General features: G+C 34.9%; 21 protein-coding genes and 1 tRNA gene. 13 read left to right on the forward strand and 9 right to left on the reverse strand.

Annotation, left to right across the window (positions count from 1 at the left end):
• Positions 1–7: 7 nt before the first annotated feature.
• Positions 8–2,716, forward strand: coding sequence for a magnesium-translocating P-type ATPase (gene mgtA, locus ACGH6P_RS01845; protein WP_267380630.1), 2,709 nt, complete (start codon positions 8–10; stop codon positions 2,714–2,716).
• Positions 2,717–3,191: 475 nt separating this feature from the next.
• On the opposite strand, the gene ACGH6P_RS01850 is transcribed toward mgtA, so the two are convergent.
• Entirely contained in the window at positions 3,192–3,404 is a 213-nt protein-coding gene (locus ACGH6P_RS01850) for a YdcH family protein (protein ID WP_065558206.1), read from the reverse strand.
• 105 nt (positions 3,405–3,509) lie between these two features.
• Between ACGH6P_RS01850 and ACGH6P_RS01855 the strand changes: the two genes are divergently transcribed.
• Together ACGH6P_RS01855 and ACGH6P_RS01860 are read left to right on the forward strand one after the other, a co-directional pair.
• Positions 3,510–5,027, forward strand: a complete 1,518-nt coding sequence (locus tag ACGH6P_RS01855) for a helicase HerA-like C-terminal domain-containing protein (protein WP_411596577.1) — start codon at positions 3,510–3,512, stop codon at positions 5,025–5,027.
• Between the two features lie 70 nt (positions 5,028–5,097).
• The gene (locus tag ACGH6P_RS01860; protein ID WP_267350769.1) at positions 5,098–6,180 is read left to right on the forward strand and encodes an AI-2E family transporter; all 1,083 of its coding nucleotides are present in this window, start codon (positions 5,098–5,100) and stop codon (positions 6,178–6,180) included.
• Positions 6,181–6,201: 21 nt separating this feature from the next.
• Here the strand turns inward: ACGH6P_RS01860 and bcp are convergent, their stop codons facing one another.
• A complete protein-coding gene (bcp, locus tag ACGH6P_RS01865; RefSeq protein ID WP_065558209.1) occupies positions 6,202–6,678 on the reverse strand; it encodes a thioredoxin-dependent thiol peroxidase in 477 nt (158 codons plus the stop codon).
• 70 nt (positions 6,679–6,748) lie between these two features.
• Positions 6,749–8,044 (reverse strand): glutamate-1-semialdehyde 2,1-aminomutase, encoded by a 1,296-nt coding sequence (hemL, locus tag ACGH6P_RS01870; RefSeq protein WP_267380637.1) that lies wholly within the window; start codon positions 8,042–8,044, stop codon positions 6,749–6,751.
• Positions 8,045–8,201: 157 nt separating this feature from the next.
• Between hemL and erpA the strand changes: the two genes are divergently transcribed.
• Positions 8,202–8,540: an iron-sulfur cluster insertion protein ErpA gene (gene erpA, locus ACGH6P_RS01875; protein WP_065558211.1), complete on the forward strand. Its 339-nt coding sequence runs from the start codon at positions 8,202–8,204 to the stop codon at positions 8,538–8,540.
• 393 nt (positions 8,541–8,933) lie between these two features.
• Here erpA and ACGH6P_RS01880 read toward each other — a convergent pair.
• Together ACGH6P_RS01880 and ACGH6P_RS01885 are read right to left on the reverse strand one after the other, a co-directional pair.
• Positions 8,934–9,021, reverse strand: a tRNA-Leu gene (locus tag ACGH6P_RS01880).
• Between the two features lie 203 nt (positions 9,022–9,224).
• On the reverse strand, positions 9,225–9,530 hold the full coding sequence (locus ACGH6P_RS01885) for a hypothetical protein (RefSeq protein ID WP_065558212.1): 306 nt from the start codon (positions 9,528–9,530) through the stop codon (positions 9,225–9,227).
• 772 nt (positions 9,531–10,302) lie between these two features.
• On the opposite strand from ACGH6P_RS01885, the gene hcp reads away from it, so the two are divergent.
• Complete coding sequence (gene hcp / locus ACGH6P_RS01890) at positions 10,303–11,973, forward strand: hydroxylamine reductase (RefSeq protein ID WP_411589728.1); 1,671 nt, start codon at positions 10,303–10,305, stop codon at positions 11,971–11,973.
• A 173-nt stretch (positions 11,974–12,146) separates the two neighbouring features.
• Entirely contained in the window at positions 12,147–12,563 is a 417-nt protein-coding gene (locus ACGH6P_RS01895; RefSeq protein ID WP_267350772.1) for an Rrf2 family transcriptional regulator, read from the forward strand.
• A 55-nt stretch (positions 12,564–12,618) separates the two neighbouring features.
• Here ACGH6P_RS01895 and ACGH6P_RS01900 read toward each other — a convergent pair whose 3' ends face one another.
• On the reverse strand, positions 12,619–13,269 hold the full coding sequence (locus tag ACGH6P_RS01900; RefSeq protein WP_411596578.1) for a DUF421 domain-containing protein: 651 nt from the start codon (positions 13,267–13,269) through the stop codon (positions 12,619–12,621).
• A 316-nt stretch (positions 13,270–13,585) separates the two neighbouring features.
• Here ACGH6P_RS01900 and ACGH6P_RS01905 point away from each other — a divergent pair, with 316 nt between their 5' ends.
• Entirely contained in the window at positions 13,586–13,795 is a 210-nt protein-coding gene (locus ACGH6P_RS01905) for a hypothetical protein (RefSeq protein ID WP_065558216.1), read from the forward strand.
• Positions 13,796–14,098: 303 nt separating this feature from the next.
• On the opposite strand, the gene ACGH6P_RS01910 is transcribed toward ACGH6P_RS01905, so the two are convergent.
• Complete coding sequence (locus tag ACGH6P_RS01910) at positions 14,099–14,371, reverse strand: DksA/TraR family C4-type zinc finger protein (protein WP_411596579.1); 273 nt, start codon at positions 14,369–14,371, stop codon at positions 14,099–14,101.
• A gap of 100 nt (positions 14,372–14,471) precedes the next feature.
• Between ACGH6P_RS01910 and msrA the strand changes: the two genes are divergently transcribed.
• From msrA to msrB, 3 genes are read left to right on the forward strand one after another with little or no spacing between them, the layout of a single operon-like run.
• Positions 14,472–15,020 (forward strand): peptide-methionine (S)-S-oxide reductase MsrA, encoded by a 549-nt coding sequence (gene msrA / locus ACGH6P_RS01915; protein WP_267350773.1) that lies wholly within the window; start codon positions 14,472–14,474, stop codon positions 15,018–15,020.
• A gap of 3 nt (positions 15,021–15,023) precedes the next feature.
• Complete coding sequence (locus ACGH6P_RS01920; RefSeq protein WP_411596580.1) at positions 15,024–15,548, forward strand: cytochrome b; 525 nt, start codon at positions 15,024–15,026, stop codon at positions 15,546–15,548.
• Positions 15,549–15,606: 58 nt separating this feature from the next.
• Positions 15,607–16,056 carry a peptide-methionine (R)-S-oxide reductase MsrB gene (gene msrB / locus ACGH6P_RS01925; protein ID WP_411596581.1) on the forward strand — a complete coding sequence of 150 codons (450 nt, stop codon included), beginning with the start codon at positions 15,607–15,609 and terminating at the stop codon, positions 16,054–16,056.
• Positions 16,057–16,134: 78 nt separating this feature from the next.
• Here msrB and lptG read toward each other — a convergent pair whose 3' ends face one another.
• Both lptG and lptF read right to left on the reverse strand, forming a co-directional pair.
• On the reverse strand, positions 16,135–17,199 hold the full coding sequence (gene lptG / locus ACGH6P_RS01930; protein ID WP_065558221.1) for an LPS export ABC transporter permease LptG: 1,065 nt from the start codon (positions 17,197–17,199) through the stop codon (positions 16,135–16,137).
• Between the two features lie 11 nt (positions 17,200–17,210).
• On the reverse strand, positions 17,211–18,314 hold the full coding sequence (gene lptF / locus ACGH6P_RS01935) for an LPS export ABC transporter permease LptF (protein ID WP_411596582.1): 1,104 nt from the start codon (positions 18,312–18,314) through the stop codon (positions 17,211–17,213).
• Between the two features lie 143 nt (positions 18,315–18,457).
• On the opposite strand from lptF, the gene ACGH6P_RS01940 reads away from it, so the two are divergent.
• The 3 genes from ACGH6P_RS01940 (at position 18,458) to ACGH6P_RS01950 (ending at position 23,416) form a co-directional block, all read left to right on the forward strand.
• Positions 18,458–19,939, forward strand: coding sequence for a leucyl aminopeptidase (locus ACGH6P_RS01940; RefSeq protein WP_411596583.1), 1,482 nt, complete (start codon positions 18,458–18,460; stop codon positions 19,937–19,939).
• Between the two features lie 18 nt (positions 19,940–19,957).
• Complete coding sequence (locus ACGH6P_RS01945; RefSeq protein ID WP_267350779.1) at positions 19,958–20,413, forward strand: DNA polymerase III subunit chi; 456 nt, start codon at positions 19,958–19,960, stop codon at positions 20,411–20,413.
• Between the two features lie 144 nt (positions 20,414–20,557).
• Complete coding sequence (locus tag ACGH6P_RS01950) at positions 20,558–23,416, forward strand: valine--tRNA ligase (RefSeq protein WP_411596584.1); 2,859 nt, start codon at positions 20,558–20,560, stop codon at positions 23,414–23,416.
• The last annotated feature ends 22 nt before the right edge of the window (positions 23,417–23,438 follow it).

Genomic DNA, 23,438 nt, shown 5'->3' on the forward strand with positions numbered 1-23,438 from the left:
ACATAAGATGACCAAAAACACTACAAAAATTCATTCACAAACAAGCTCAGATATTAAAGCAATTCATGAAGCTCAACATAGCTTAGATAGCATTTTATCTAAATTTCAATCGAGCTTGTCCGGTTTAACGCAAGAAAATGCAAAATCAAGATTAGAAGAGTATGGTAAAAACGAAGTAGCCCGAGAAAAAGTCCCTTCAGTATTTATGCAACTATTAATGGCGTTTAATAATCCATTTATTTTTGTGTTACTTATTTTAGCGGTGGTTAGTTTTGTCACGGATTTCTGGTTACCTTTACAAAAGGGGGAAGAAACCGATCTAACCAGTATTATTATCATTTTAACCATGGTTTCATTAAGTGGTTTATTGCGTTTTTGGCAAGAGTTTCGATCTAATAAAGCCGCTGAAGCGCTCAAATCGATGATTCGAACAACGGCAACGGTATTAAGACGTCCGCATAAGGATATGAATCCTGAACATTTTGAAATTCCGTTAAGCGAGATTGTGCCTGGCGATATTGTCTTTTTATCGGCAGGGGATATGATTCCTGCGGATATCCGCTTAATTGAATCACGGGATCTTTTTGTTAGCCAAGCGGTACTGACAGGTGAGTCTATACCTGTTGAAAAATATGACACTTTAGGCGCCGTTTCACAAAAGACAACCGATGAAATTAATGCATCGGATATTGATAAAGATAATGTTCTTGATGTGAATAACGTCTGTTTTATGGGGACGAATGTGGTAAGTGGAACAGCTAAGGCAATTGTGGTTGCCACAGGTGCAGACACGCATTTTGGATCATTAGCTAAATCCATTGTTGGTTCCCGTGCTGAAACGTCATTCGATCGAGGTGTGAATAGTGTTAGTTGGTTACTGATCCGTTTTATGCTTATTATGGTGCCAATTGTTTTTGTGATAAATGGTATTTCAAAAGGAGATTGGGGCGATGCGGCTTTGTTTGCTTTGGCGGTAGCGGTTGGATTAACGCCTGAAATGTTGCCGATGATTGTCAGTGCTAACCTGGCTAAAGGTGCGGTTGGAATGGCAAAGCGTAAGGTTGTTGTGAAACGTCTTAATGCGATTCAAAATTTTGGTGCAATGGATATTTTATGTACCGACAAAACGGGAACATTGACACAAGATAAAATTATCCTTGAACATCATCTTGATAGTCATGGTCAAGTTGACCCAGCTGTATTAGAACTCGCTTGGTTAAACAGCTATTATCAAAGTGGTATGAAAAACCTAATGGATAAAGCCATTATCCGTTTCACTGAAGAGAAAACCAGTGTTAAAAAAGTCGGGGTTGGACTTTATAAAAAGATTGATGAATTGCCATTTGATTTTGTTCGTCGTCGTTTATCGGTTGTGGTGCAAAATGGTAATGATGATCATTTGATGATTTGCAAAGGTGCCGTTGAAGAGATGCTGTCTATTTCTCGTTATGTTTATCAAGACGGTGAATATTTGCCATTAGATGAAAAACGCAAACAAGAGTTAATCGAACTTGCTCATAACTACAATAAAGAAGGATTTCGAGTTTTAGCGGTGGGATTAAAAAATATTTCTGCTTCACAAACAAAAACGCAATACAGTGTCCAAGATGAGACTGACCTTGCAATTCGAGGGTTCTTAACGTTTTTAGATCCGCCAAAAGAGAGCGCATACGAAGCCATTTCTGCATTAAATGAACATGGTGTAGGGGTAAAAGTTTTAACTGGTGATAATGAAATTATTACCATAAAAGTGTGTCGTGAAGTGGGTCTAGAGCCAGGAACTCCCTTACTGGGTACCGAAATTGAAAAAATGGATGATGATGAACTCAAAGAACAAATTGAGCAACGTACTATTTTTGCTAAATTAACACCTTTACAAAAATCACGAATCATCCGTTTATTACAAGAAAATGGTCATACAGTGGGCTTTTTAGGCGATGGTATCAATGATGCGCCTGCATTACGTGACGCCGATGTTGGTATATCGGTGGATACGGCAACCGACATTGCGAAAGAATCAGCGGATATCATTTTGCTTGAAAAGAGTTTAATGGTGTTAGAAGAAGGGGTAATTTGCGGTCGAGAAACATTCGGTAATATTATGAAGTATTTGAATATGACTGCCAGTTCAAACTTTGGTAATATTTTTTCGGTGTTAGTTGCCAGTGCATTTTTACCTTTTTTACCTATGCTAGCAATTCATTTGTTGATCCAAAATTTATTGTATGATATTTCACAATTATCATTACCTTGGGATAAAATGGATGATGAGTTTTTACAAAAGCCTCGTAAATGGGATGCGCAAAATATCAAACGATTTATGATTTGGATTGGACCAACATCTTCTATTTTTGATATTACTACCTATGCGTTAATGTGGTTTGTGTTCAGTGCAAATAGTGTCGAAGTACAATCATTATTCCATTCTGGTTGGTTTATTGAAGGGTTACTTTCACAAACTTTAGTTGTGCATATGTTAAGAACACAAAAAATTCCATTTGTTCAAAGTACAGCAGCGTTTCCGGTCATTGTGATGACATTATTGATAATGATCGTAGGTATTTATATTCCATTTTCTCCAATAGGAAGTTTGATTGGTCTTGCTCCTTTACCTTGGTCATATTTCCCATGGTTAATTGCCACACTACTATCTTATTGTTTTGTTGCGCAGTTAATGAAACGAATTTATATAAAACGTTTTGGGCAATGGTTCTAAATTTGTTGGTAGCGCAAGTAGGCGATATGGAAGTCGCTTACTAAATAACCAAAATAATTGGTAATACCGTTAATTTATGCTAAAGTAACTACCATTATTGGAGATGGCGAGTATTTTATACAAAATACCTGATAAGGATATTGCTAGTCACTCTTTAAAAATTCCATACATTTTCGTGGTGTGATAACTATAACAAAAAGAGGAAATTAAAATATGAAAACTCCACATAAAAATATTATTGTATTGATTAAAAATCGTAAAAAAAGAGCGACAAAAGAACAATTAAGCAAGTAAAAATTCGCTTTATTATTAAATTTTTTAGTTTTTGTTTTATCTGTTATCATCATAAACCCCTTGTTTGGGGTTTATTTATATTTATTGCTTTTTATAAAAGCACCTACATCAACATTGTTTTCACAACACTAATTTTTTGAATAAAGATTGACTAATACGCTATTGATGTTTTATCCCGTATTTATGCCTGATTTTTTAAGATTGTGTGTATTTCATCTTTAAGTTTAAGTTTCTGTTTTTTTAAGTTTTCGATAGTTTCGGATGTGTCGATTTCGATACCTGACTCAATATTTTTAATTTTTTGATCCAAAGCATTATGTTGATCAAATAATTTTTGAAATCGTAAATCTGTATTTTTTAATTTTGAAATTAATTCTCGATATTCTGGAAACATAGTGGCTCCTTATGTTGGCTAATGAATGGTTAAATCGTCGATATTGCATTCTTAGCTTACAATATTACTGATTGTTTTAATAGCAATTTAATGAGGATTTAATGTATGAGTGAATCTATCGTTATAGCCAAAAGCAATGGCAAGGATTTATCTATTATCAGCGCATTAGCCAATCGTCATGGTCTCATTTCTGGTGCAACAGGTACCGGTAAAACAGTGACGCTTCAAAAAATGGCAGAGAGTTTTTCTCATATTGGTGTACCGGTATTTTTGGCTGATGTTAAAGGGGATTTGACCGGTTTGGGTGAGAAAGGGATTTTAACAGATAAACTTAAAGCACGCCTAACAAGCATTGGGGTAACTGATTGGCAACCTGAAGCCTCGCCCATTGAATTGTGGGATGTGTTTGCAGAAAAAGGGATTCCGGTGCGAAGTACCGTTTCGGATATTGGTCCAATTTTATTAGCACGATTATTAAATCTTAATGATATTCAATCAGATGTATTACAACTGGTATTTAAAATTGCCGATGACAATAATCTTTTATTACTGGATTTTAAAGATTTACGAGCCTTAGTACAGTTAATTGGTGATAATGCAAAAAAATTTACGTCTGAATACGGCAATATTTCTTTATCATCGATTGGTGCCATACAACGCAGTTTATTATCGCTTGATCAAGAAGGGGCAGAATATTTTTTAGGTGAACCTATGCTTGATATTCAAGATTTAATGAAAACCGATGCCAACGGTCACGGTATGATTAATATTTTAGCTGCAGATAAATTATATAACTCACCTAAATTGTATTCTGTTTTTTTGTTGTGGTTGCTGTCAGAACTGTTTGAACATATGCCTGAAATTGGTGATCCTGATAAACCTAAATTAGTCTTCTTTTTTGATGAAGCGCATTTACTATTTAATGATATTACCCCCGCTTTATTACAGAAAATTGAGCAGGTAGTCAGACTGATTCGCTCTAAAGGCGTTGGTATCTATTTTGTTACTCAAAATCCTACCGATATCCCCGATACCGTTCTTGGTCAGCTTGGCAATCGTGTCCAACATGCGCTTAGGGCATTTACGCCTAAAGATCAAAAAGCAGTAAAAGCCGCGGCTCAAACTATGCGAGCTAATCCCAATTTAGATACCGAAAAAGTGATTATGGAATTAGCTGTCGGCGAAGCCTTAATTTCTTTTTTAGATGAGAAAGGGCGTCCTAATATGGTCGAGCGTGGTTTTGTTATTGCACCAAATTCTAAAATTGGTCCAATTACACCTGAAAAAATTCCTGAGATTATTAAACAATCGCTATTTTATGATAAATATGCTAAAACTGTCGATCGGCAATCCGCTTATGAGAAAATAAAAGCAGGTTTTTCATTGGATAATTCAGCTAACGTTCAATCAGCTGATGATGATAATTCAACAGAACCAGCTGAAAAATCCAGTAGTGGTGGTTGGTTAGATATGCTAAGTTCTCTGTTTTTTGGTCATAAAGGCCCAAGAGGTGGTCAACAAGATGGCTTTGCGCAAAAAGTTGCTCGAAGCGCAACGCGACAAGTAGCCAATGAAATCGGTCGACGCATTACTCGTGGTATTTTAGGTGGATTTAAACGATAAATGCATTGGGCTTATAATTTATCGTATTGAAACTTAATCTAATATAAACAGCAAAATAGGAGTGTTTGCAATGTTTAAATTGTTTGTGGAATGGTATAAAAGACGATTCAGTGATCCGCATGTGGTATCGTTGATAGTGGTTTTAGTCTTCCTGTTTTTAATTATTTATTTTTTTAATAAAATTCTTTTACCCGTTTTCATTGCAATCGTGCTTTCCTATTTGCTTGATACCCCAGTCAATTTTTTGTATCGAAAGGGCATTCCACGCACTTTTGCGGTTATCATTGTATTACTCATTTTTCTTCTTGTTGTTTTAGCATGTTTTATGATTCTGGTACCTTTAGTTTGGCAACAAAGTATTAGTTTGATAACCAATATTCCAAACATGCTCAATTTTGCTAATAAGTTTTTGACATCACTGCCGGAACACTACCCCGAACTGATTGATGTTGGATTATTTGATTCTATTATTCAAGGCATTACTAGCAGGGTCGTGCAAACCGGAAATTCGTTATTACAATTCTCTATTGTTTCCCTGTTTGGTCTTGTTTCAGTTGCAATTAATGCCGTGCTAGTCCCTATTATGATGTTTTTCTTTTTGAAAGATAAAGCAAAAATATGGGGATATTGTTCTCGTATTCTGCCTAAAAATCGAGGAGTGTTAAATAAAGTCGCCGCTGAAATGGATACGCAAATTGCTAACTATATTGTAGGCAATGTTTTGCATATTCTTATTCTTGGTATTAGCGTGTATATTCCATTTTGGTTTTTTGGTTTAGATTATGGATTATTATTGGCGGTAATTGTTGGGCTTTCGGTGTTGATTCCTTATATTGGGATTATTATTTCAAGTATTCCGGTTATTCTTATTGCTCTATTCCAATGGGGCATCAGTCCAGAATTTGGGTATTTGATTTTCTTTTATGTGCTTATTCAGGCTTTAGACGGTAATTTGTTAGTTCCTTGTCTTTTTTCCGAGAAATTGAATCTTCATCCATTAGTAATTATTTTAGCGGTGATTGTATTTGGTGGATTATGGGGATTTTGGGGAATATTTTTTGCTATCCCACTTGCCACTTTAGTCAAAGCAATTATTAATGCTTGGCCAAATCCGGATGAGATTAATAGTTTTGATAAAGTAAAAGCAGATTAGGTTAATCTGCTTTTAAGATGTCTATTTTGAGTGGTTTTTGAGGTAATCTAAAACCACTTCATGGTGATTACTGGTTTTGAAATCGTCAAAGACTTTTTCGATTTTTCCATCAGTCCCAATTAAGAAACTAATACGGTGAATGCCGTCATAGGTTTTTCCCATAAACTCTTTTTCACCCCATGTGCCAAAAGCTTCACATAATTCATGATTTTCATCAGAAAGCAACGTAAAGTTTAATAATTCTTTTTCTGAAAATCTTGATAACTTTTCTGGCTTATCTGTACTAATGCCAATGATTACCACATTGTATTTTTTGAGGTCATCAGCACAATCCCGTAAATTACAAGCTTGAACTGTACAGCCAGGTGTCATGGCTTTGGGATAGAAATAGATCAACATACGTTGACCTTTAAAGTCTTTAGAGCTTATTAGCTCTCCATCTTGGTCAGGCAACGAAAATTGAGGTGCTTTTTCACCTTCTTTAAGTGGATTAACCATAAATTAATTACCTATGTTAATAGTTTAATATTTTAATCGCTAATGGTATCAAAAACTTTGTGTCATCAATTTAACTTATCTTACTAAAAAAACGACTTGCTGCATCAATAGTATGATTGATTTCTTTATCTGTGTGCATAAGTGACATGAAACCTGCTTCAAAAGCTGACGGTGCAAAGTAAACACCTTCAGTGAGCATATGATGATAGAATTTTTTGAATAATTCAATATCACAATTCATTACATCTTGATAACTGCTTACTTCGGAAGCATTTGTAAAGAAAAATCCAAACATCGCACCCGCTTGATTAACCGCAAAAGGAACTTTATGCTGTCTGGCAGCGGATAAAAGTCCGTTTGTTAGCGTTTTAGTTTTCTCCTCTAATTCTTGATAAATACCTACGTCCATCAATTTGGTTAAGGTTGCATATCCGGCTGCCATGGCAACAGGATTACCCGAAAGCGTACCAGCTTGATAAATTGGTCCGGTTGGCGCTAATTGTTGCATGATATCTGCACGACCACCAAATGCGCCCACAGGCATTCCCCCTCCAATGATTTTACCTAAACAAGTCAAATCGGGGACAATGTCATAATAATCTTGCGCTCCACCTAGTGCTACCCTAAATCCTGTCATCACTTCATCAATAATTAACAATGCCCCATATTCATCACAAAGCGCTCTTAATCCTTGTAAAAACGATTTTTTAGCCGGGATACAATTCATGTTGCCGGCAACGGGCTCAATAATAATCGCGGCAATTTCATTTGGATATTGTTCAAACTGTTTTTTAACTGATTCAAGGTTGTTATAATCACATACTAAAGTATGCTTAACAAAATCATTAGGTACGCCGGGTGACGTCGGATGTCCAAAAGTAAGGGCTCCTGATCCTGCTTTTACCAATAGATAATCAGCATGACCATGATAGCATCCTTCAAATTTAATGATTTTATCACGCCCGGTAAAACCCCGTGCCACGCGTATTGCACTCATGGTTGCTTCAGTACCTGAGTTGACCATGCGTAGCATCTCTATCGATGGCATAAGTTCAGTGACTAAATTGGCGACTTTAGTTTCAATTTCGGTCGGAGCACCAAAACTGAGTCCATTACGCACAGCGTGAATGACTGCGTCAGCTACATCTGGATCATTGTGTCCAAGGATCATTGGCCCCCATGAGCCTACATAATCGATATAGGCTTTTTCATCAACATCATAAATATAAGCACCGTTGGCACGTTCAATAAATAAGGGTATTCCACCCACGCCATTAAAAGCCCGTACTGGTGAATTTACGCCACCAGGTAAAACGGATAAAGCTTGATGAAAGAATATTTCGGATTTTAATGATTTTGTAAACATATGTTGTATTCTCATTGAAGAAATATGGTGGTATTTATTCATAGTTTCAAAATTATTTCAAGCAACTAAACAAAAATTTAAATAATAGAGTTTTTCATTTTGTAATTTCTTTTTTACACAGTATATAATAAGCAGATCAAGACAGTAGGAGAATAAAATGGGCAATGCTTTACCAATTAATTTTACTGATGCTGCAGCGAATAAAGTAAAAGCGTTAGTCACCGAAGAAGAAAACCCAAATCTTAAATTAAGGGTTTATATTACAGGTGGAGGATGTAGTGGATTTCAGTATGGGTTTACTTTTGACGAGAAAGTAAACGAAGATGATTTAGCCATAGAGAAAAATGGGGTATCGTTGGTTATCGATCCTATGAGTTTACAATACTTAGTTGGCGGTACCATTGATTATGTAGAAGGATTACAAGGATCACGTTTTGTGGTTGATAATCCTAATGCAACAACGACTTGTGGTTGTGGTTCGTCATTTAGTGTTTAATCTTCAGACCCAAAAATTTTGGGTCTGCGTTCTAAGCAATAATTCATTTTAGAGTTGTTAATATCATAGATAAAAGTTACTCCAATAACATTTCCTTACCAAACTAATCTTGTCACTAAAAAGTTTAATTATAGCGCTATTTTTTGAGCATACTCAGCCGTTAGCTATTGATCCATTAAACATTATGGATGATTACATTATTTTTGTTCAAGCAGTGGATCTGACTTATCTAAAAAATTGAATTTTATTAAACAACTAAAACATCTTTAATTAAATGATTGATAAAGTTTTTTAGTAAAATGTTGATATAAGTTAGTAATAATATGCTTACAAAGGTGTCGTTAAGACAGTGATAAAATAAGTCGATGAAAGAAGGATAAAGAGAGATAGATGTGGTGCCCGGGGCGAGACTTGAACTCGCACGGCCAAAAAGGCCGAGGGATTTTAAATCCCTTGTGTCTACCGATTTCACCACCCGGGCTCAAAACGATTCGTTAAAAATAAATGCGTTTCGAATGCAGTGCATTTTACCCATCTTAATTTCTACGTCAATAGAAATTTAAAAAAAATTGATTAACCGCTCAATGTTTATCATATTTCCGTTTTATTTTAGTCTGTTTCTCTATAACCTTATCGTTGCGTTATAGAATTATTCTGTAAAAGTTGGTCTTGATTAATTCCTTATTAGGAATCTAATTTATTGGTGATCCATTTAACTAATTTCATTTTCCTTTCTCTTGAACAATAGACCCAATAACCTTTTATCACTGAGGGTATAGTTAATTTTATCAGCCATCTGTCATCTTTTTCGATATCATTAGGAAGAACAATGTCCCGTAACACAATATCGATGTCTGAATTAAGTTTTTTTACAATCCAGTCTGATAACGTCATATTGGCTTTTTTGGCTAATTTTTTCCATTTTATAAATTTTTTTTTCTGAGTATGAAAACAAAAACTTATTTGTTTAGTGTTTGAATCAGTAAACATATTTCTTTCCTGTTAAAACTTCATTAATTTTAAGATTTTAACCTCTATTCCTTAATAGATTAACGCATACTAGGTTAAGATTTTATTTTTGAGATTATTTTTTTGTTTTTAATGGCATTAAATTGATGCTTAAATAACAACAATTACTTGTCATTTGACTGGGTTCGGTCAACTTGAGGAACAACCAAGGATATTTACTCCATTAACATTTGATGTCATCTTTTATGGTTTGTATTTATAACAAACTGCTTACCCGTCTAAGTATATTGTAGTTCACCTTTTTTATAATGACATGAATATCAATTAATATTTAATCAATAATCATGCATGATTAAAATAATCGGTTTAGCATTATTTCTGATTTTAATCACTTAATCAAATTTATTTTGGCGATTAATATTAGATATTTCTTACATGTAACCTATTGAATTAAGTTAAAATAAGTAAATAATTTTAATTCTTTATTTAAGAAATGAATGGAAAAGCAAATTTTCGATCTGGCTTGAAAACCGATTTTTATCGAATTCATCAGACAACATCCTAACTAGGCTTAGGATGAGCGAAGGGTTTCTAGTATTCCTTAATTGTAATTATCAAACTGTCTATCTTTTAAGTAGCATAACAATATGAATTCTGACTCTTAGTTTCAATATAAGTTCAAATTTTTCACGTTTATTAAAAAAATTAAATTGGTAAATTCACTTTTCTTTTTTATTTTAAACATGTATTTTATATACCTGTTTTAGTAAGAGGAAAGAAAACAGGAGTAATAATGTTTTGTATTCAGTGTGAGCAAACAATAATAAAATCAAATGAAAAAGGGTGTAGTTATTCTAAAGGAATGTGTGGTAAAACAGCAGAAGTTTCTGATCTTCAAGATGTTTTAGTCGCCAGTTTGCAAAAGGTTTCATTTTGGGCGGCCATTTGTCGTAGACATGACATTGTGGACAGACAAATCGATAGATGGTGTGCACAAACATTTTTCTCAACGTTAACTAATGTGAATTTTGATGCAGACAGAATGTTGGCGTATCTTGCAGAAGCCGATATCTATTCTCAAAAATTAGAACAGCTAGCCAAAGTTGCTGTACTACAATTTAATGAACATTTACCTGCGTTAACCTATGTAGCCCAATTAAATTTTCCTAAAACTAAGCAAGAATTATTGGATTTTTCTTCTTTAGTGATGTTAAAGCACGATCAAGATAAAGTCGGAAAGGATGTCATTGGACTGCGCTTATTAGCACTATATGGATTGAAAGGGGCAGCTGCTTATATGGAACACGCTGCTGTTTTGGGGCAATTTAATCAAGATATTTACACCGAATATCATGAAATGATGAGTTTTCTTGGCGATAATCCTTCTGACATTAATAAATTATTTCAATTATCCATGCAAATAGGACGATTGAATTATAAAGTAATGGGAATGCTTGATGCCGGCGCTACCAATACTTTTGGCGATCCTATCCCAACTAAAGTCAATACTAGACCTGTTAAAGGTAAATGTATTCTTGTCTCTGGTCACGATTTTCATGATTTGCGTTTGATATTAGAACAGACTCAAGATAAAGGCATTAATGTGTATACACACGGCGAAATGTTACCGGCTCATGCTTATCCTGAGTTAAAAAAATATTCACATTTAGTTGGAAACTACGGTACAGCTTGGCAAAATCAACAGACCGAATTTGCTAATTTTCCTGGTGCTATCGTTATGACGTCTAACTGTATTATTAATCCTTTTACTAAAGGCTATGCAGAGCGCATCTTTACCCGAAGTATGGTTGGCTGGCCAGGTGTCACTCATATTGAAACAGATGATTTTAGTCCCGTTATTGAGTGTGCATTGAACCAACCCGGATTTGATTACACGGAATTAGAGCATTTTATTACTGTCGGCTTTGCCCGTAATACTTTATTAAATGTAGCACCAACGGTTGTCGAACAAGTTAAAGCAGGTAATATTAAGCATTTCTTTTTAATTGGTGGATGTGACGGCAGTAAAAGTGAACGGCATTATTATACCGAAATGGCAAATCAAGTCCCTAAAGATAGTGTTATTTTAACTTTAGGTTGTGGTAAATATCGGTTTAATATGCAAAATTTCGGCAATATTAACGGCATTCCTCGATTAATTGATATTGGGCAATGTAATGATGCTTATTCCGCAGTGCAATTAGCATTGGCGTTGGTTGAAGCTTTTGGATGTGGCGTGAATGAATTACCATTGACTTTGGTTTTATCATGGTTTGAACAGAAAGCTATAGTTATATTATTGACATTATTGTCGCTAGGTATCAAAGGAATTTATGCAGGGCCTTCAATGCCTGAATTTTTAACCGACAATATATTGAATATTTTACAAGATAAATTTGATCTTCGTATGACTTCTCAAGCCAGTAAAGATCTAAATCAAATACTAAATTATTGTGCAGCATAACAAAACTTAAACTGATTGTTATCCTCATATTGTTGATGAGGATAACACCATGATAATTTAGTTTTTTAACTTGGTAATAAAAATTTAATTAGTCATAAAAAGAGGGTTAATTTAATCATTGATATTGCCTATAATGTGAGATGATAAGTTTTTTAAGTAGATAGGAAAAATCAGTGCAATTATCAAGTTTTACCGATTACAGTATACGTGTGCTTCTTTATTTATCCACGGTAGATGGTGATCAGCTAGTCAGTATCGCAGATATTAGTCATTATTTTAAAATTTCTAAAAATCATTTGGTTAAAGTCGTTTATAATTTAAGTAAATTAGGTTATGTCGAGACCAAGCAAGGAAAAAATGGTGGCATTAAATTAAAAATAGAAAAAAAACTGATTAATATTGGTACTGTGGTTAGACAAATAGAACCGCTAAATCTTCTTAATTGCAGTTTATCATTTTGTCATATCAGTCCTGCTTGTCGTTTAAAATACTATCTGTCGGATGCTAAAGAAGCATTTTTGAAAGAGCTCGAAAAGTATACGATAGAAGATATTATGGATCCCAATGTGCAATTAAATAACTTTAACTAACAAGTTTAATTAGCTAAAGTTAATTTAATTAGGTGATTATTTTTTTAAGTGGGTTTTAAGCTGACTTATCTTTAGTTTTATTATATGGGTAGATGATGAGTTTATTATCAAACCATTCTGCACAAAAAATGTCTTCGACTTTTTCATATCCTTGTTTATGGATTTCCTGCATGAGCCAATCTTCATCTTTTTTGAGTTGTTCAAGATTATCTTGACTAATACAGCCATTTTCGATGATCAGTTCAGCAATATCTTTTTCACCTTTCTTAATAATGGTTAGCGAACCATTTAATTCATACCAAACTTGTTTTAATTGACTAAATGAGGATATTCCTTGTATGTTCACTAAAGTTTCAAAATCACGTACAGGCAAGTTTGCCTTGGCAAAATTATCTGTTAATAATTTTCCGTTTTTAACTAACTGAATTGCTTCACCGTCAATCGCATCTCTTAATCGAGAATTTTTTGATTTAATAAAGCGAATTAAAATTAATAACGCTGCCCAAATTGCTACAAGCCCAGCGGCTTCCCAAGCTGAAACGGTTGGACTGAGTAAAGCTCCCCCGACTAACGCACCGATTACCATACTACCAACCTGATCTAACTGAGACATCGGGGCAATTTGACTTTTACCCGATAGTTTCACGTAAATAAGCAAAATGATGAGTGCAAGTAAAAATTTCGGTGCCATTTGTAGTAAATACATTTCCAACCTCCAAATTAAAAAGTTATTTTAAGTGGCATTGATCCATGCCTTTTTAGAGAAATAAAAAATTAAATTTAAAATGGTCGAGATTAAATTTAGTGAGTTCTAATTTATGAAGAATTTTTGTTAAAAACGTGTTTTTTCTTGAAATGCAGGTTTTATTATATCTAATTTTTGAAAAATTAATGAGAAAATTATTGTCAGTTGGATTGTAAATTAATCAAATCTAAACTTGATTTTTTACTGATAGACGTTTATATATAATAGTGATAAGTAATGTGCTTATCACTAACCTACAACATACGAGGAGCTAATAATGGTACAAAAATTTGCTTCATACGGTAGTGATGTTTCAGCTGGCACTTATAAGTGTGCTGATTGCGGTTATACTTTTTCCAATCAAAGTAAAAAATCCTTGCCACCATGTCCGGATCATAACAAAAAACCACATATCAAAAATGGTTGGTATATTGTTTCAGGACAGGGCGATTCAGTAAAAGATCCTCATCCAGATAAAAAAAAGTAGATGACCATTGCTAAAATACATTCGCTATCTATGTGTTTTGGTTATGAATAGTATAAAAAAAGGAGCGTTGCTTGTTTTTCTACTTATGAAAGTTGCATGATGAAATCAGTAACGCTCTAATCATGATTTAATCCTTATCTTTATATGTAAGCTGATCTAAAAAAAGTGATTAACTTAAAGGTGTTAATAAGCGCAAAACGTGTTATCTTTTATAAGATAACGATTTTATTAAATCGAAAATAGTTGCGGATTTTCAGTTTTCAACATCACAATGAATTTTATAATTAGGCAATAAACAAAATATTAACGTAGTTGACTGTCTTTGCTGCCTCGACGATTATATAAAATCGCCGCTTTAGCAGACTTTTTATCCAGTTCTTGTTGGCAGTTTAAACAATATTGTACGCCAGGTAATGCAAGCTTTCGTGCTTTTGGAATAGGATCACCGCATTCAATGCAGAAATCAGCACTTTGAGCACCTTGTTTAAGTTGGCGTCTAGCATTTTCGATAGCATCTGCAATGGTGCTTTCAATTTGTTGATTAACGGCATCGTCAGATGCCCAACCACTAGCCATATTCGATCCTCCTAAAACTGAGATGGTTAGCTTGTGAAATGGTGATTTTTTAAGCTTTTTCAAGGGGTGTCTTTTAAAATCATTTTTATTGGAGATTATTATGCAACAATATGAGCAAGCAACATTCGCCGGCGGTTGTTTTTGGTGTATGGTCAAACCGTTCGATCAATACGAAGGTGTTATTAGTGTGGTGTCGGGTTATACGGGTGGGCATGTAGTAAACCCTACCTATGAACAAGTATGTCAAGGTGATACCGGACATACTGAAGCCGTTCAAATTACGTTTGATCCAAAGAAAATTAGTTATAAAAAGTTATTAGATATTTTTTGGCAACAAATTGATCCTACGGATCAACATGGTCAGTTTGCTGATCGAGGAGATTCTTACCGTCCGGTTATTTTTTATCATAATCAATTCCAACATAATTTAGCACTAGAATCGAAAAAAGAGTTAGAGGCAAGTGGTCGTTTTACTCACCCGATTCAAGTCGCTATTGAACCCGCTGTCGCTTTTTATCCAGCTGAAGAGTATCATCAAGACTTTTATAAAAAACAGTCACAACATTACAATCGTTATTATCAATTGTCCGGGCGTTCGTCATTTTTGTCACAGCATTGGCAAGATAAATCTAAACCTAAAAGTGAGTAAGTTATGCAAGATTACCCTCAGTATCGAAGTCAACAAAAATTAATACATTGGCTATCAGCAGTGCTAGTTATATTAGCGTTTTTGCTGATTATGTTTAAAATCATTCTATCTCATTTTTTGGGAGGGATGCCGAATATCTATTTGTTACATAAATCAATTGGTGTTTTAGTCTTCATTGTAACAATATGGCGTATTAAAGTAATTATCCAATATGGTATCCCTGATGTTTTAGATAAACATCAAAGACTACAGCGAATTTTATCAAAATCTACCCAAGGCTTTATCTATATTTTTCTGTTAATTGTTCCGTTATCTGGGTATTTGATGAGTAGTCGCCCGCTCAATGTTTTTGGTCTTGTTTCCATCCCTGCTATCGATATGCCAAATGAGTTTTATCTGTTTTTCCATAGCACTCATTTAGTCAGTTCATATTTGCTAGCCGTATTAATTTTGGTACATATTCTCGGGGCTTTATATCATTACTTTTGGCTTAAAGATAAAGTTTTACAATCGATGTTGGCAAAATAGTTAGCTTTAAAGGCTGTTTTGCTAATTAAGTTCTTCAATATTAGCTATTAGGTGACTTATGAATAAACTTACGAAAGACCAAGCCATTTCTAAATTAACCGCTATGCAATATCATGTGACGCAACAAAATGGCACAGAACCACCGTTTGAAAATGAGTTTAATGATAATCATGAAGAAGGATTATATGTCGATATTGTATCCGGTGAACCTTTATTTACTTCTTACGATAAATTTGATTCTGGATGTGGTTGGCCAAGTTTTTCTCGTCCTGTTAATGATCATCATATTCTTGAAAAAGCAGATAACAGTTATGGTATGCATAGAACCGAAGTCCGATCCGTAATAGGGGATTCTCACCTTGGGCATGTTTTTAATGATGGGCCTAAAGCGTTAGGTGGATTGCGTTATTGTATTAATTCTGCTGCTTTACGTTTTATTCCGGTTAATAAACTGGTCGAAGAGGGGTATGGGGAATATTTATCTCTTTTTGAAAAACATAAATCTTGATTTCCTATCATTCATTTATTGAATGATAGGCGTTAAATGGTAAATAATAAGATCAACAAACATTAAGGGTATGTTGGTTTAATTTCTTCTTTTAAATAGTGCATAACTTATCAGTAAAAAAACAAAACTGGTTATTAACGATCCTATGATTGGATAGATACCAATAACGATACTCATTTGAGCAAATAAGTTATCGGCTATATAGAAAATAAACCCAAAACTAATGCCGATGATGACCCTAACACCCGTTGACACACTTCGCAGTGGGCCAAATATAAACGAGAGGGCAAGTAACATCATGACAGCAACAGAGACCGGTTTTATGATTTTTTTCCAGAAAAGTAAATCATAATAGCTCGTATCTTGTCCCGAGTTGTGCAGATATTGTGAATATTTATAAAGTCCTGTAGCAGAAAGCGAGTCAGGATCAAAAGCAACAATGTTCAATTTATCCGGCGTGATGTTAGTTTCCCATTTCATGGACATCAGATTTGTTCCATTTACTTTAACCGGATCACTAAAGTCATTTTTTTCAACTTGCGTTAATGTCCATTCATTTTTTTTAAATATGCCATAATCAGCATGGGTTATAGACAATAATTGATTATTATCTGTCGCATAAATTGAAATATCGTTAATGGAATTATCGTCATTAACACGACCAATATAGATATAATTGTTTCCATCTTTTGCCCATAAACTACCTTGTTCAGCTAATAACGAATTGCCATATATTTTTACAGAACGCATATTACGGGCAGTTTGTTCACACTCAGGGGCTACCCATTCACCGATTGCCATAGTAATAATCACTAATGGTATAGCCGTTTTCATAACGGCTTTTGCAATTTTAAAACGGCTAAAACCAGACGTTTCCATAACGATAAGCTCGCTTCGAGATGCCAGTAACCCTAATCCAATTAAGGCGCCTAACAATGCTGCCATTGGAAAAAAAGTTTCCAGATCTTTAGGTGTCATTAAGGCCGTATATATACCAACTGAAAAAGCATCATAATCACCTTTTATTCTTCTGAGTTGGTCTATAAAACGAATAATCCCTGACAAGCTAATAAGTAAAAACAGGCTCAGACCTATTGAGCTTAAAATTGTTCTACCAATGTAGCGATCTAAAATCGAAAACACATTTTTCCCCTTTATGATTTACTGAATTTTAGACGAAGTTTACGCATGAAGATGCTATCCCAGCAATTTAATATCAATGCAATAATAAAATAGGTAATATTAATTAAGTAAAACCAAAATTCAGCATCCATACGGCCTTTCCCAGCATTTGCTTTTATTGAACTGGCTAACAGAAAATAGACCAAATAGAGCAGTAAAGCGGGTAAGATTTGCGAAAGCCTGCCTTGCCTTGGATTTGTGACACTCAGTGGAATAACTAAAAAAGCCATTAATGGAACGGAAACAATCAGTGTTAACCGCCAATAAAACTCAGCTTTGGTTTTGGGCGTTTTCAGCGTTTGCAATTCAGTTAATCCGAGCTGTTGTACATCAATTTTTTCATCATCACTATTCATATCCAATTCTTTAGGTTTGATAATTCCCAAATAATTATGAAAATTTGATATACGAAAATCTTGTAATTGTATGTTTCCTTCGTAACGATTGGCGCTTTCTAACGTAATAATTTGATTGCCTTCTTTGTCATGGCCGGTTTTGCCTTTATTCGCAATTATGATCGAGGGTCTTTCGTTATCTTTAGTTTTTACTTTAGCGATAAAAACATTTTCTAAATTGTTATTATTGACATTACCAATATAGATGACCGAATTTCCGTCAGGAGTTTGTTGAAATTGTCCGGATAATAATCCCGCTAAACTTGGATTTAATTTAGCATTTTCAATTAATTGACTTTGCTTGATATTTGACCAAGGCCCGAACCATAAAGTATTTAGCATTGTTAACGAGCAGGTGAAGATACATAGTAAAAAAACGACTTGATAAGTGACATTTTTTTTCACGCCGCAGGAATGCATAGCAACCATTTCACTGTCTGAATATAAGCGGCCAAATGTAATAAGCACCCCTAAAAAAAGACTTAAAGGTAAAATCAAATCAGCCATATTAGAAATACCCAAGACTAACAAGGGCATGATTAAGTCACGAGGAATATTTCCTTCGATCGCGCTCGATAAAATTTTAATTAATTTTTGAGAAAAGAAAATAAGGAGCAAGATAAACAAAATAGCACCTTGTGTTTTCAATGTCTCTTTAACTAAATATCGACGAATTATCACATTTTACCTATACAAAATTAAACGTTTTTTCAGATCTAATTATTATAAACTGAAATAAGAGTAATTAGTTATCTTTTTGTTGCTATCCCATGATGAATCGATAAAATATTACTATTCGCATTATCTTTTACACGAGAAACATTATGGAATTCTTAATCAAAAACAGTCATACTTTAACGAATCAAAAAACAGAATGTTTAGTTATTTCAATAGATTCAGGTAAGAAACAATCAGACATTGTTAATGAAATCGATGAATTGACTCATGGCATGATTAGCCAACTTATTAAAAGTGGTGATATTAGTGGTGAATTAGGAAAAACCACTCTGTTGTACCCTTGTATAACTGGTTTTACTCAAAAGTTATTATTGGTTGGCTGTGGCAAATGTAAAGAATTTGATTTTTCAAAAGCCAAAAAAGTGATTCAAAATGTGGTGAAAGAGCTAGTTGCTAAAAATATTAAGAGCATCACTTGGGATTTACTAACCGTCAATACTGCCTATAGTTCAATCATTGCAAAACAATTACCGCAAATTGTGAATGATATAACGTATCACTTTGATCTATTCAAAACGGAAAAAGCACCCAAACTGAATCTTGCTAAAGTTAATTTGATTTATGGTGATAAAGAACAAACGCAATCGATTAGTTGCAATTTACAACAGGGTAAAATTATTGCTGATGCTATCTTGGCTACAAAAACGCTGGCTAATATGCCTTCAAATATCTGTAATGCACAATATTTAGCAGAACAGGGTAAATTGCTAGACAAAACTTATGAATCATTAAAAACGACGTGCTTAGGTGAAAAAGAGCTCGCTAAATTAAATATGAATGCTTATTTAGCTGTAGGTCGAGGTTCACAGAATGAATCGATAATGACAGTTATCGAATACAACGGTGCAAAAGACAAAAAAGCGCAACCTATTGTTTTAGTCGGTAAGGGATTAACGTTTGATTCTGGTGGTTTGTCAATTAAACCAGCTGCAAGTATGGATGAAATGAAATACGATATGTGTGGCGCAGCTACCGTTTATGGCGTAATGCAAGCTGTAGCAGAATTAAATTTACCAATTAATGTGGTTGGTGTTATGGCTGGATGTGAAAATATGCCCGATGGTAATGCTTATCGTCCTGGCGATATTTTAACGACAATGTCAGGTACAACGGTTGAAGTGATTAATACAGATGCGGAAGGTCGTTTAGTTTTATGTGATACACTAACTTATGTTGAGCGTTTTAATCCAAAAGCGGTGATTGATATTGCAACGCTAACTGGTGCATGTATTGTGGCTTTAGGACATCATTATACGGGCGTGATGGGAAATGATGAAAAGTTAGTAACACAATTAGTGCATGCATCCAACAAAGCGGATGATAAAGCATGGGCTTTACCAATGGATAATGATTTCCAAGATCAGATTAAATCAACGTGTGCCGATATTGTCAATGCTGGTGGGCGTGATGGTGGTACGATTACAGCGGCATGTTTCTTGTCTCGTTTTACTCAAAAATACCATTGGGCACATTTAGATATTGCGGGTACAGCATGGAAATCAGGTGCAAACAAAGGTGCGACAGGGCGACCGGTTGCTATGTTGATTCAATATTTGTTAGATCAATAAGACGGCATTACTATTTTTATGAAAAAAGTGATTTTCTATCTGTTAGAAAACCAAACAGAAGCAAGCGAAACAGGCATATTGTTTTATGAAAAACTCGCTTGCCAAAAAATTGTCGAGGCATGGCAAGCAAAACAAAGAGTGTTGGTTGCTTGCCAAGATCAAGTTCAAGCTGAACGTATCGATGAATACCTTTGGCAACTGGATACCGATAATTTTGTTCCTCATAATTTAGTCGGTGAAGGAATGAAAGGGGGATCACCTGTTGAAATCTGTTGGCCTCAAAAACGCAGCAGTGGTAATCGTCAATTATTGATTAATTTGCAGGAACAGTTCCCTGAATTTTCTGGATTATATCATGATATTATTGATTTTGTGCCTGTTGAGGAACGATTGAAATCACTTGCCAGAAATAGGTATAAAACGTATAAAGAAAGTGGTTTTAATCTGAAAACAATACCCATATTATGTACATAATGGCTAGTATTGCTATGCTTGGTCATTAAGTTTTCAAACAGTAAATTTAATACTTTATGATAGTATTAAGCCAATTTATTGTTTATCTATTTTATAGTAGAATAATTCCATTTTTATGCCTTGAATTAGGATTAATGCATTTATATGAAAAATTCGACTTATAATCCACAAGAAATCGAACAGCCCATTTACCAACATTGGGAACAGAGCGGTTATTTTAAACCCAACGGTGACAAATCCCAGCCTAGCTATTGCATAGCGATTCCACCACCTAATGTGACAGGTAGTTTACATATGGGACATGCGTTCCAACAAACGATTATGGATGCGTTGATTCGGTATCATCGTATGCAAGGTCATAACACATTATGGCAATCTGGTACTGACCATGCTGGTATTGCAACGCAAATGGTGGTAGAGCGTAAAATCGCAGCCGAAGAAAGTAAAACCCGTCATGATTATGGTCGTGAAGCTTTTATTGAAAAAATTTGGCAATGGAAAGCCGAATCAGGAGGAAGCATTACTAAGCAAATGCGTCGTTTGGGTGATTCGGTTGATTGGGATCGTGAGCGTTTTACCATGGATGAAGGTTTATCTAATGCCGTTAAAGAGGTATTTGTAAGGCTTTATCAAGAGGATTTAATTTATCGTGGTAAACGTTTAGTAAACTGGGATCCTAAGTTACGTACAGCTATTTCTGATTTAGAAGTTGAAAATCGTGAAGTAAAAGGGTCTATGTGGCATTTGCGTTATCCCTTAGCTGACGGCGCAAAAACTGCTGATGGCAAAGACTATTTAGTGGTTGCAACTACTCGCCCCGAAACGCTATTTGGGGATACCGGTGTGGCTGTTAATCCTGAAGATCCGCGTTACAAAGATTTAATTGGTCACTATGTGATATTGCCTTTTGTTAACCGTCGTATTCCGATTGTTGGCGATGAACATGCTGATATGACCAAAGGTACCGGTTGTGTAAAAATTACACCTGCGCATGATTTCAATGACTACGAAGTCGGTCGTCGACATCAATTACCGATGATCAACATTTTTACATTTGACGGTGATATTCGTGCACAAGCTGAAGTTTTTGATACCAATGGTGAAGCAAGTGATATCTATTCAACTGATATTCCGTCTGAGTTCCAAAATTTAGAGCGTTTTGCAGCACGCAAAGCGGTCATTGCTGCATGTGAAGCTCAAGCTATTTTAGAAAAAATCGAACCGCATGATTTAACCATTCCTTATGGTGATCGTGGTGGAGTTGTGATCGAACCAATGTTAACTGACCAATGGTATGTTCGAGCTAAAGTGTTAGCTGAGCCAGCTATTAATGCGGTGAAAAATGGCGATATTCAATTTGTACCAAAACAGTACGAAAACATGTACTTTTCTTGGATGAATGATATTCAAGATTGGTGTATTTCACGTCAATTATGGTGGGGACATCGTATTCCTGCTTGGTATGATGAGCAAGGTCGTGTGTATGTTGGACGAGATGAAGCTGAAGTTCGACGTGAAAATAATTTATCTGACGATATTATTTTATCTCAAGATGAAGATGTACTTGATACGTGGTTTTCATCTGCGCTTTGGACATTCTCAACATTAGGTTGGCCAGAAAATACGGATGATTTAGCAACTTTTCATCCAACGAATGTTTTAGTTACAGGCTTTGATATCATCTTCTTCTGGGTAGCTAGAATGATCATGATGACCATGCACTTTATTAAAGATAAAGACGGCAAACCTCAAGTTCCGTTCAAAACAGTCTATGTGACTGGCTTGATTCGTGATGAAGAAGGGCAAAAAATGTCTAAATCTAAAGGAAATGTTATTGATCCTTTAGATATGATTGATGGCATATCACTTGCTGATTTACTGGAAAAACGTACGGGTAATATGATGCAACCTCAATTGGCTGAAAAAATAGCCAAACGTACGGAAAAACAGTTTCCAAACGGGATAGAAGCACATGGTACTGATGCATTACGCTTTACTTTAGCGGCGCTTGCATCAACTGGGCGTGATATCAATTGGGATTTAAAACGTTTAGAAGGTTATCGTAACTTCTGTAATAAACTTTGGAATGCTAGCCGTTATGTGCTAATGAACACCGAAGCACATGATTGTGGTTTCAAAGGTGGCGATCTGGCTTATTCATTAGCGGATAAATGGATATTAGCTGAATTTAACCAAACCGTAAAATCTTATCGTGAAGCTTTTGATTCTTATCGATTTGATTTAGCTGCTAATATTTTATATGAATTTACGTGGAATCAGTTCTGTGACTGGTATTTAGAATTGACTAAATCAGTATTAGCCAATGGTGGACAATCCGAACAACGTGCTGCCCGTCATACCTTAGTCATCGTTCTTGAGGCATTATTACGACTTGCACATCCAATTATTCCTTTTATTACAGAAGAGATATGGCAAAGTGTTAAACCATTAATGGCGATTAAAGCCGATACCATTATGTTACAGCCGATGCCTGCATTTGACAGCAAGCATACTGATGACCAAGCCGTTGCGGATATTAACTGGATTAAAGATGTGGTTATTGCTGTTCGAAATATTCGTGCTGAGATGAATATTGCACCAAGTAAACCATTGCAACTATTGATTCGTAAAGCTTCGCCTACAGTTCATCGAATCATCAGTGATAATATCAATTTCATTGAATCGTTAGCCAGATTATCCGAAATTGTATTATTAGATGAGGGTGAAACGGGGCCATTGTCAGTAACTAAATTGGTGGATGGCGCTGAGCTATTAATGCCAATGGCTGGCTTAATTAATAAAGACGATGAATTAGCGCGTCTTGAAAAAGAGATAGCCCGTATTGACGGTGAAATAGCCCGTATTGCCGGTAAATTATCGAATGCTAGTTTTGTAGATAAAGCACCGGCAGCAGTCGTTGCCAAAGAGAAAGAAAAACAACAAGGCTATATTGATGATAAAACCAAGTTGCAAGAACAATATCTTGCGATTAAAAATTTATAGTCTTGTCAATAAAATCTCTCGC

The sequence above is a fragment of the Gilliamella sp. CG25 genome, from assembly GCF_046635705.1.
In the GTDB taxonomy this organism is placed as follows: Bacteria; Pseudomonadota; Gammaproteobacteria; order Enterobacterales; family Orbaceae; genus Gilliamella; species Gilliamella apicola_I.

Bases quoted from the DNA above. Each gene is read 5' to 3' on its own strand.
- ACGH6P_RS01940 (WP_411596583.1), top strand. From the start codon at position 18,458: ATGGAATTCTTAATCAAAAACAGTCATACTTTAACGAATCAAAAAACA.
- hcp (WP_411589728.1), top strand. From the start codon at position 10,303: ATGTTTTGTATTCAGTGTGAGCAAACAATAATAAAATCAAATGAAAAA.
- msrB (WP_411596581.1), top strand. From the start codon at position 15,607: ATGAATAAACTTACGAAAGACCAAGCCATTTCTAAATTAACCGCTATG.
- ACGH6P_RS01855 (WP_411596577.1), top strand. From the start codon at position 3,510: ATGAGTGAATCTATCGTTATAGCCAAAAGCAATGGCAAGGATTTATCT.
- mgtA (WP_267380630.1), top strand. From the start codon at position 8: ATGACCAAAAACACTACAAAAATTCATTCACAAACAAGCTCAGATATT.
- ACGH6P_RS01920 (WP_411596580.1), top strand. From the start codon at position 15,024: ATGCAAGATTACCCTCAGTATCGAAGTCAACAAAAATTAATACATTGG.
- hemL (WP_267380637.1), bottom strand. From the start codon at position 8,044: ATGTTTACAAAATCATTAAAATCCGAAATATTCTTTCATCAAGCTTTA.
- bcp (WP_065558209.1), bottom strand. From the start codon at position 6,678: ATGGTTAATCCACTTAAAGAAGGTGAAAAAGCACCTCAATTTTCGTTG.
- msrA (WP_267350773.1), top strand. From the start codon at position 14,472: ATGCAACAATATGAGCAAGCAACATTCGCCGGCGGTTGTTTTTGGTGT.
- ACGH6P_RS01885 (WP_065558212.1), bottom strand. From the start codon at position 9,530: ATGTTTACTGATTCAAACACTAAACAAATAAGTTTTTGTTTTCATACT.
- ACGH6P_RS01945 (WP_267350779.1), top strand. From the start codon at position 19,958: ATGAAAAAAGTGATTTTCTATCTGTTAGAAAACCAAACAGAAGCAAGC.
- ACGH6P_RS01900 (WP_411596578.1), bottom strand. From the start codon at position 13,269: ATGTATTTACTACAAATGGCACCGAAATTTTTACTTGCACTCATCATT.
- ACGH6P_RS01850 (WP_065558206.1), bottom strand. From the start codon at position 3,404: ATGTTTCCAGAATATCGAGAATTAATTTCAAAATTAAAAAATACAGAT.
- ACGH6P_RS01860 (WP_267350769.1), top strand. From the start codon at position 5,098: ATGTTTAAATTGTTTGTGGAATGGTATAAAAGACGATTCAGTGATCCG.
- erpA (WP_065558211.1), top strand. From the start codon at position 8,202: ATGGGCAATGCTTTACCAATTAATTTTACTGATGCTGCAGCGAATAAA.
- ACGH6P_RS01910 (WP_411596579.1), bottom strand. From the start codon at position 14,371: ATGGCTAGTGGTTGGGCATCTGACGATGCCGTTAATCAACAAATTGAA.
- ACGH6P_RS01950 (WP_411596584.1), top strand. From the start codon at position 20,558: ATGAAAAATTCGACTTATAATCCACAAGAAATCGAACAGCCCATTTAC.
- ACGH6P_RS01905 (WP_065558216.1), top strand. From the start codon at position 13,586: ATGGTACAAAAATTTGCTTCATACGGTAGTGATGTTTCAGCTGGCACT.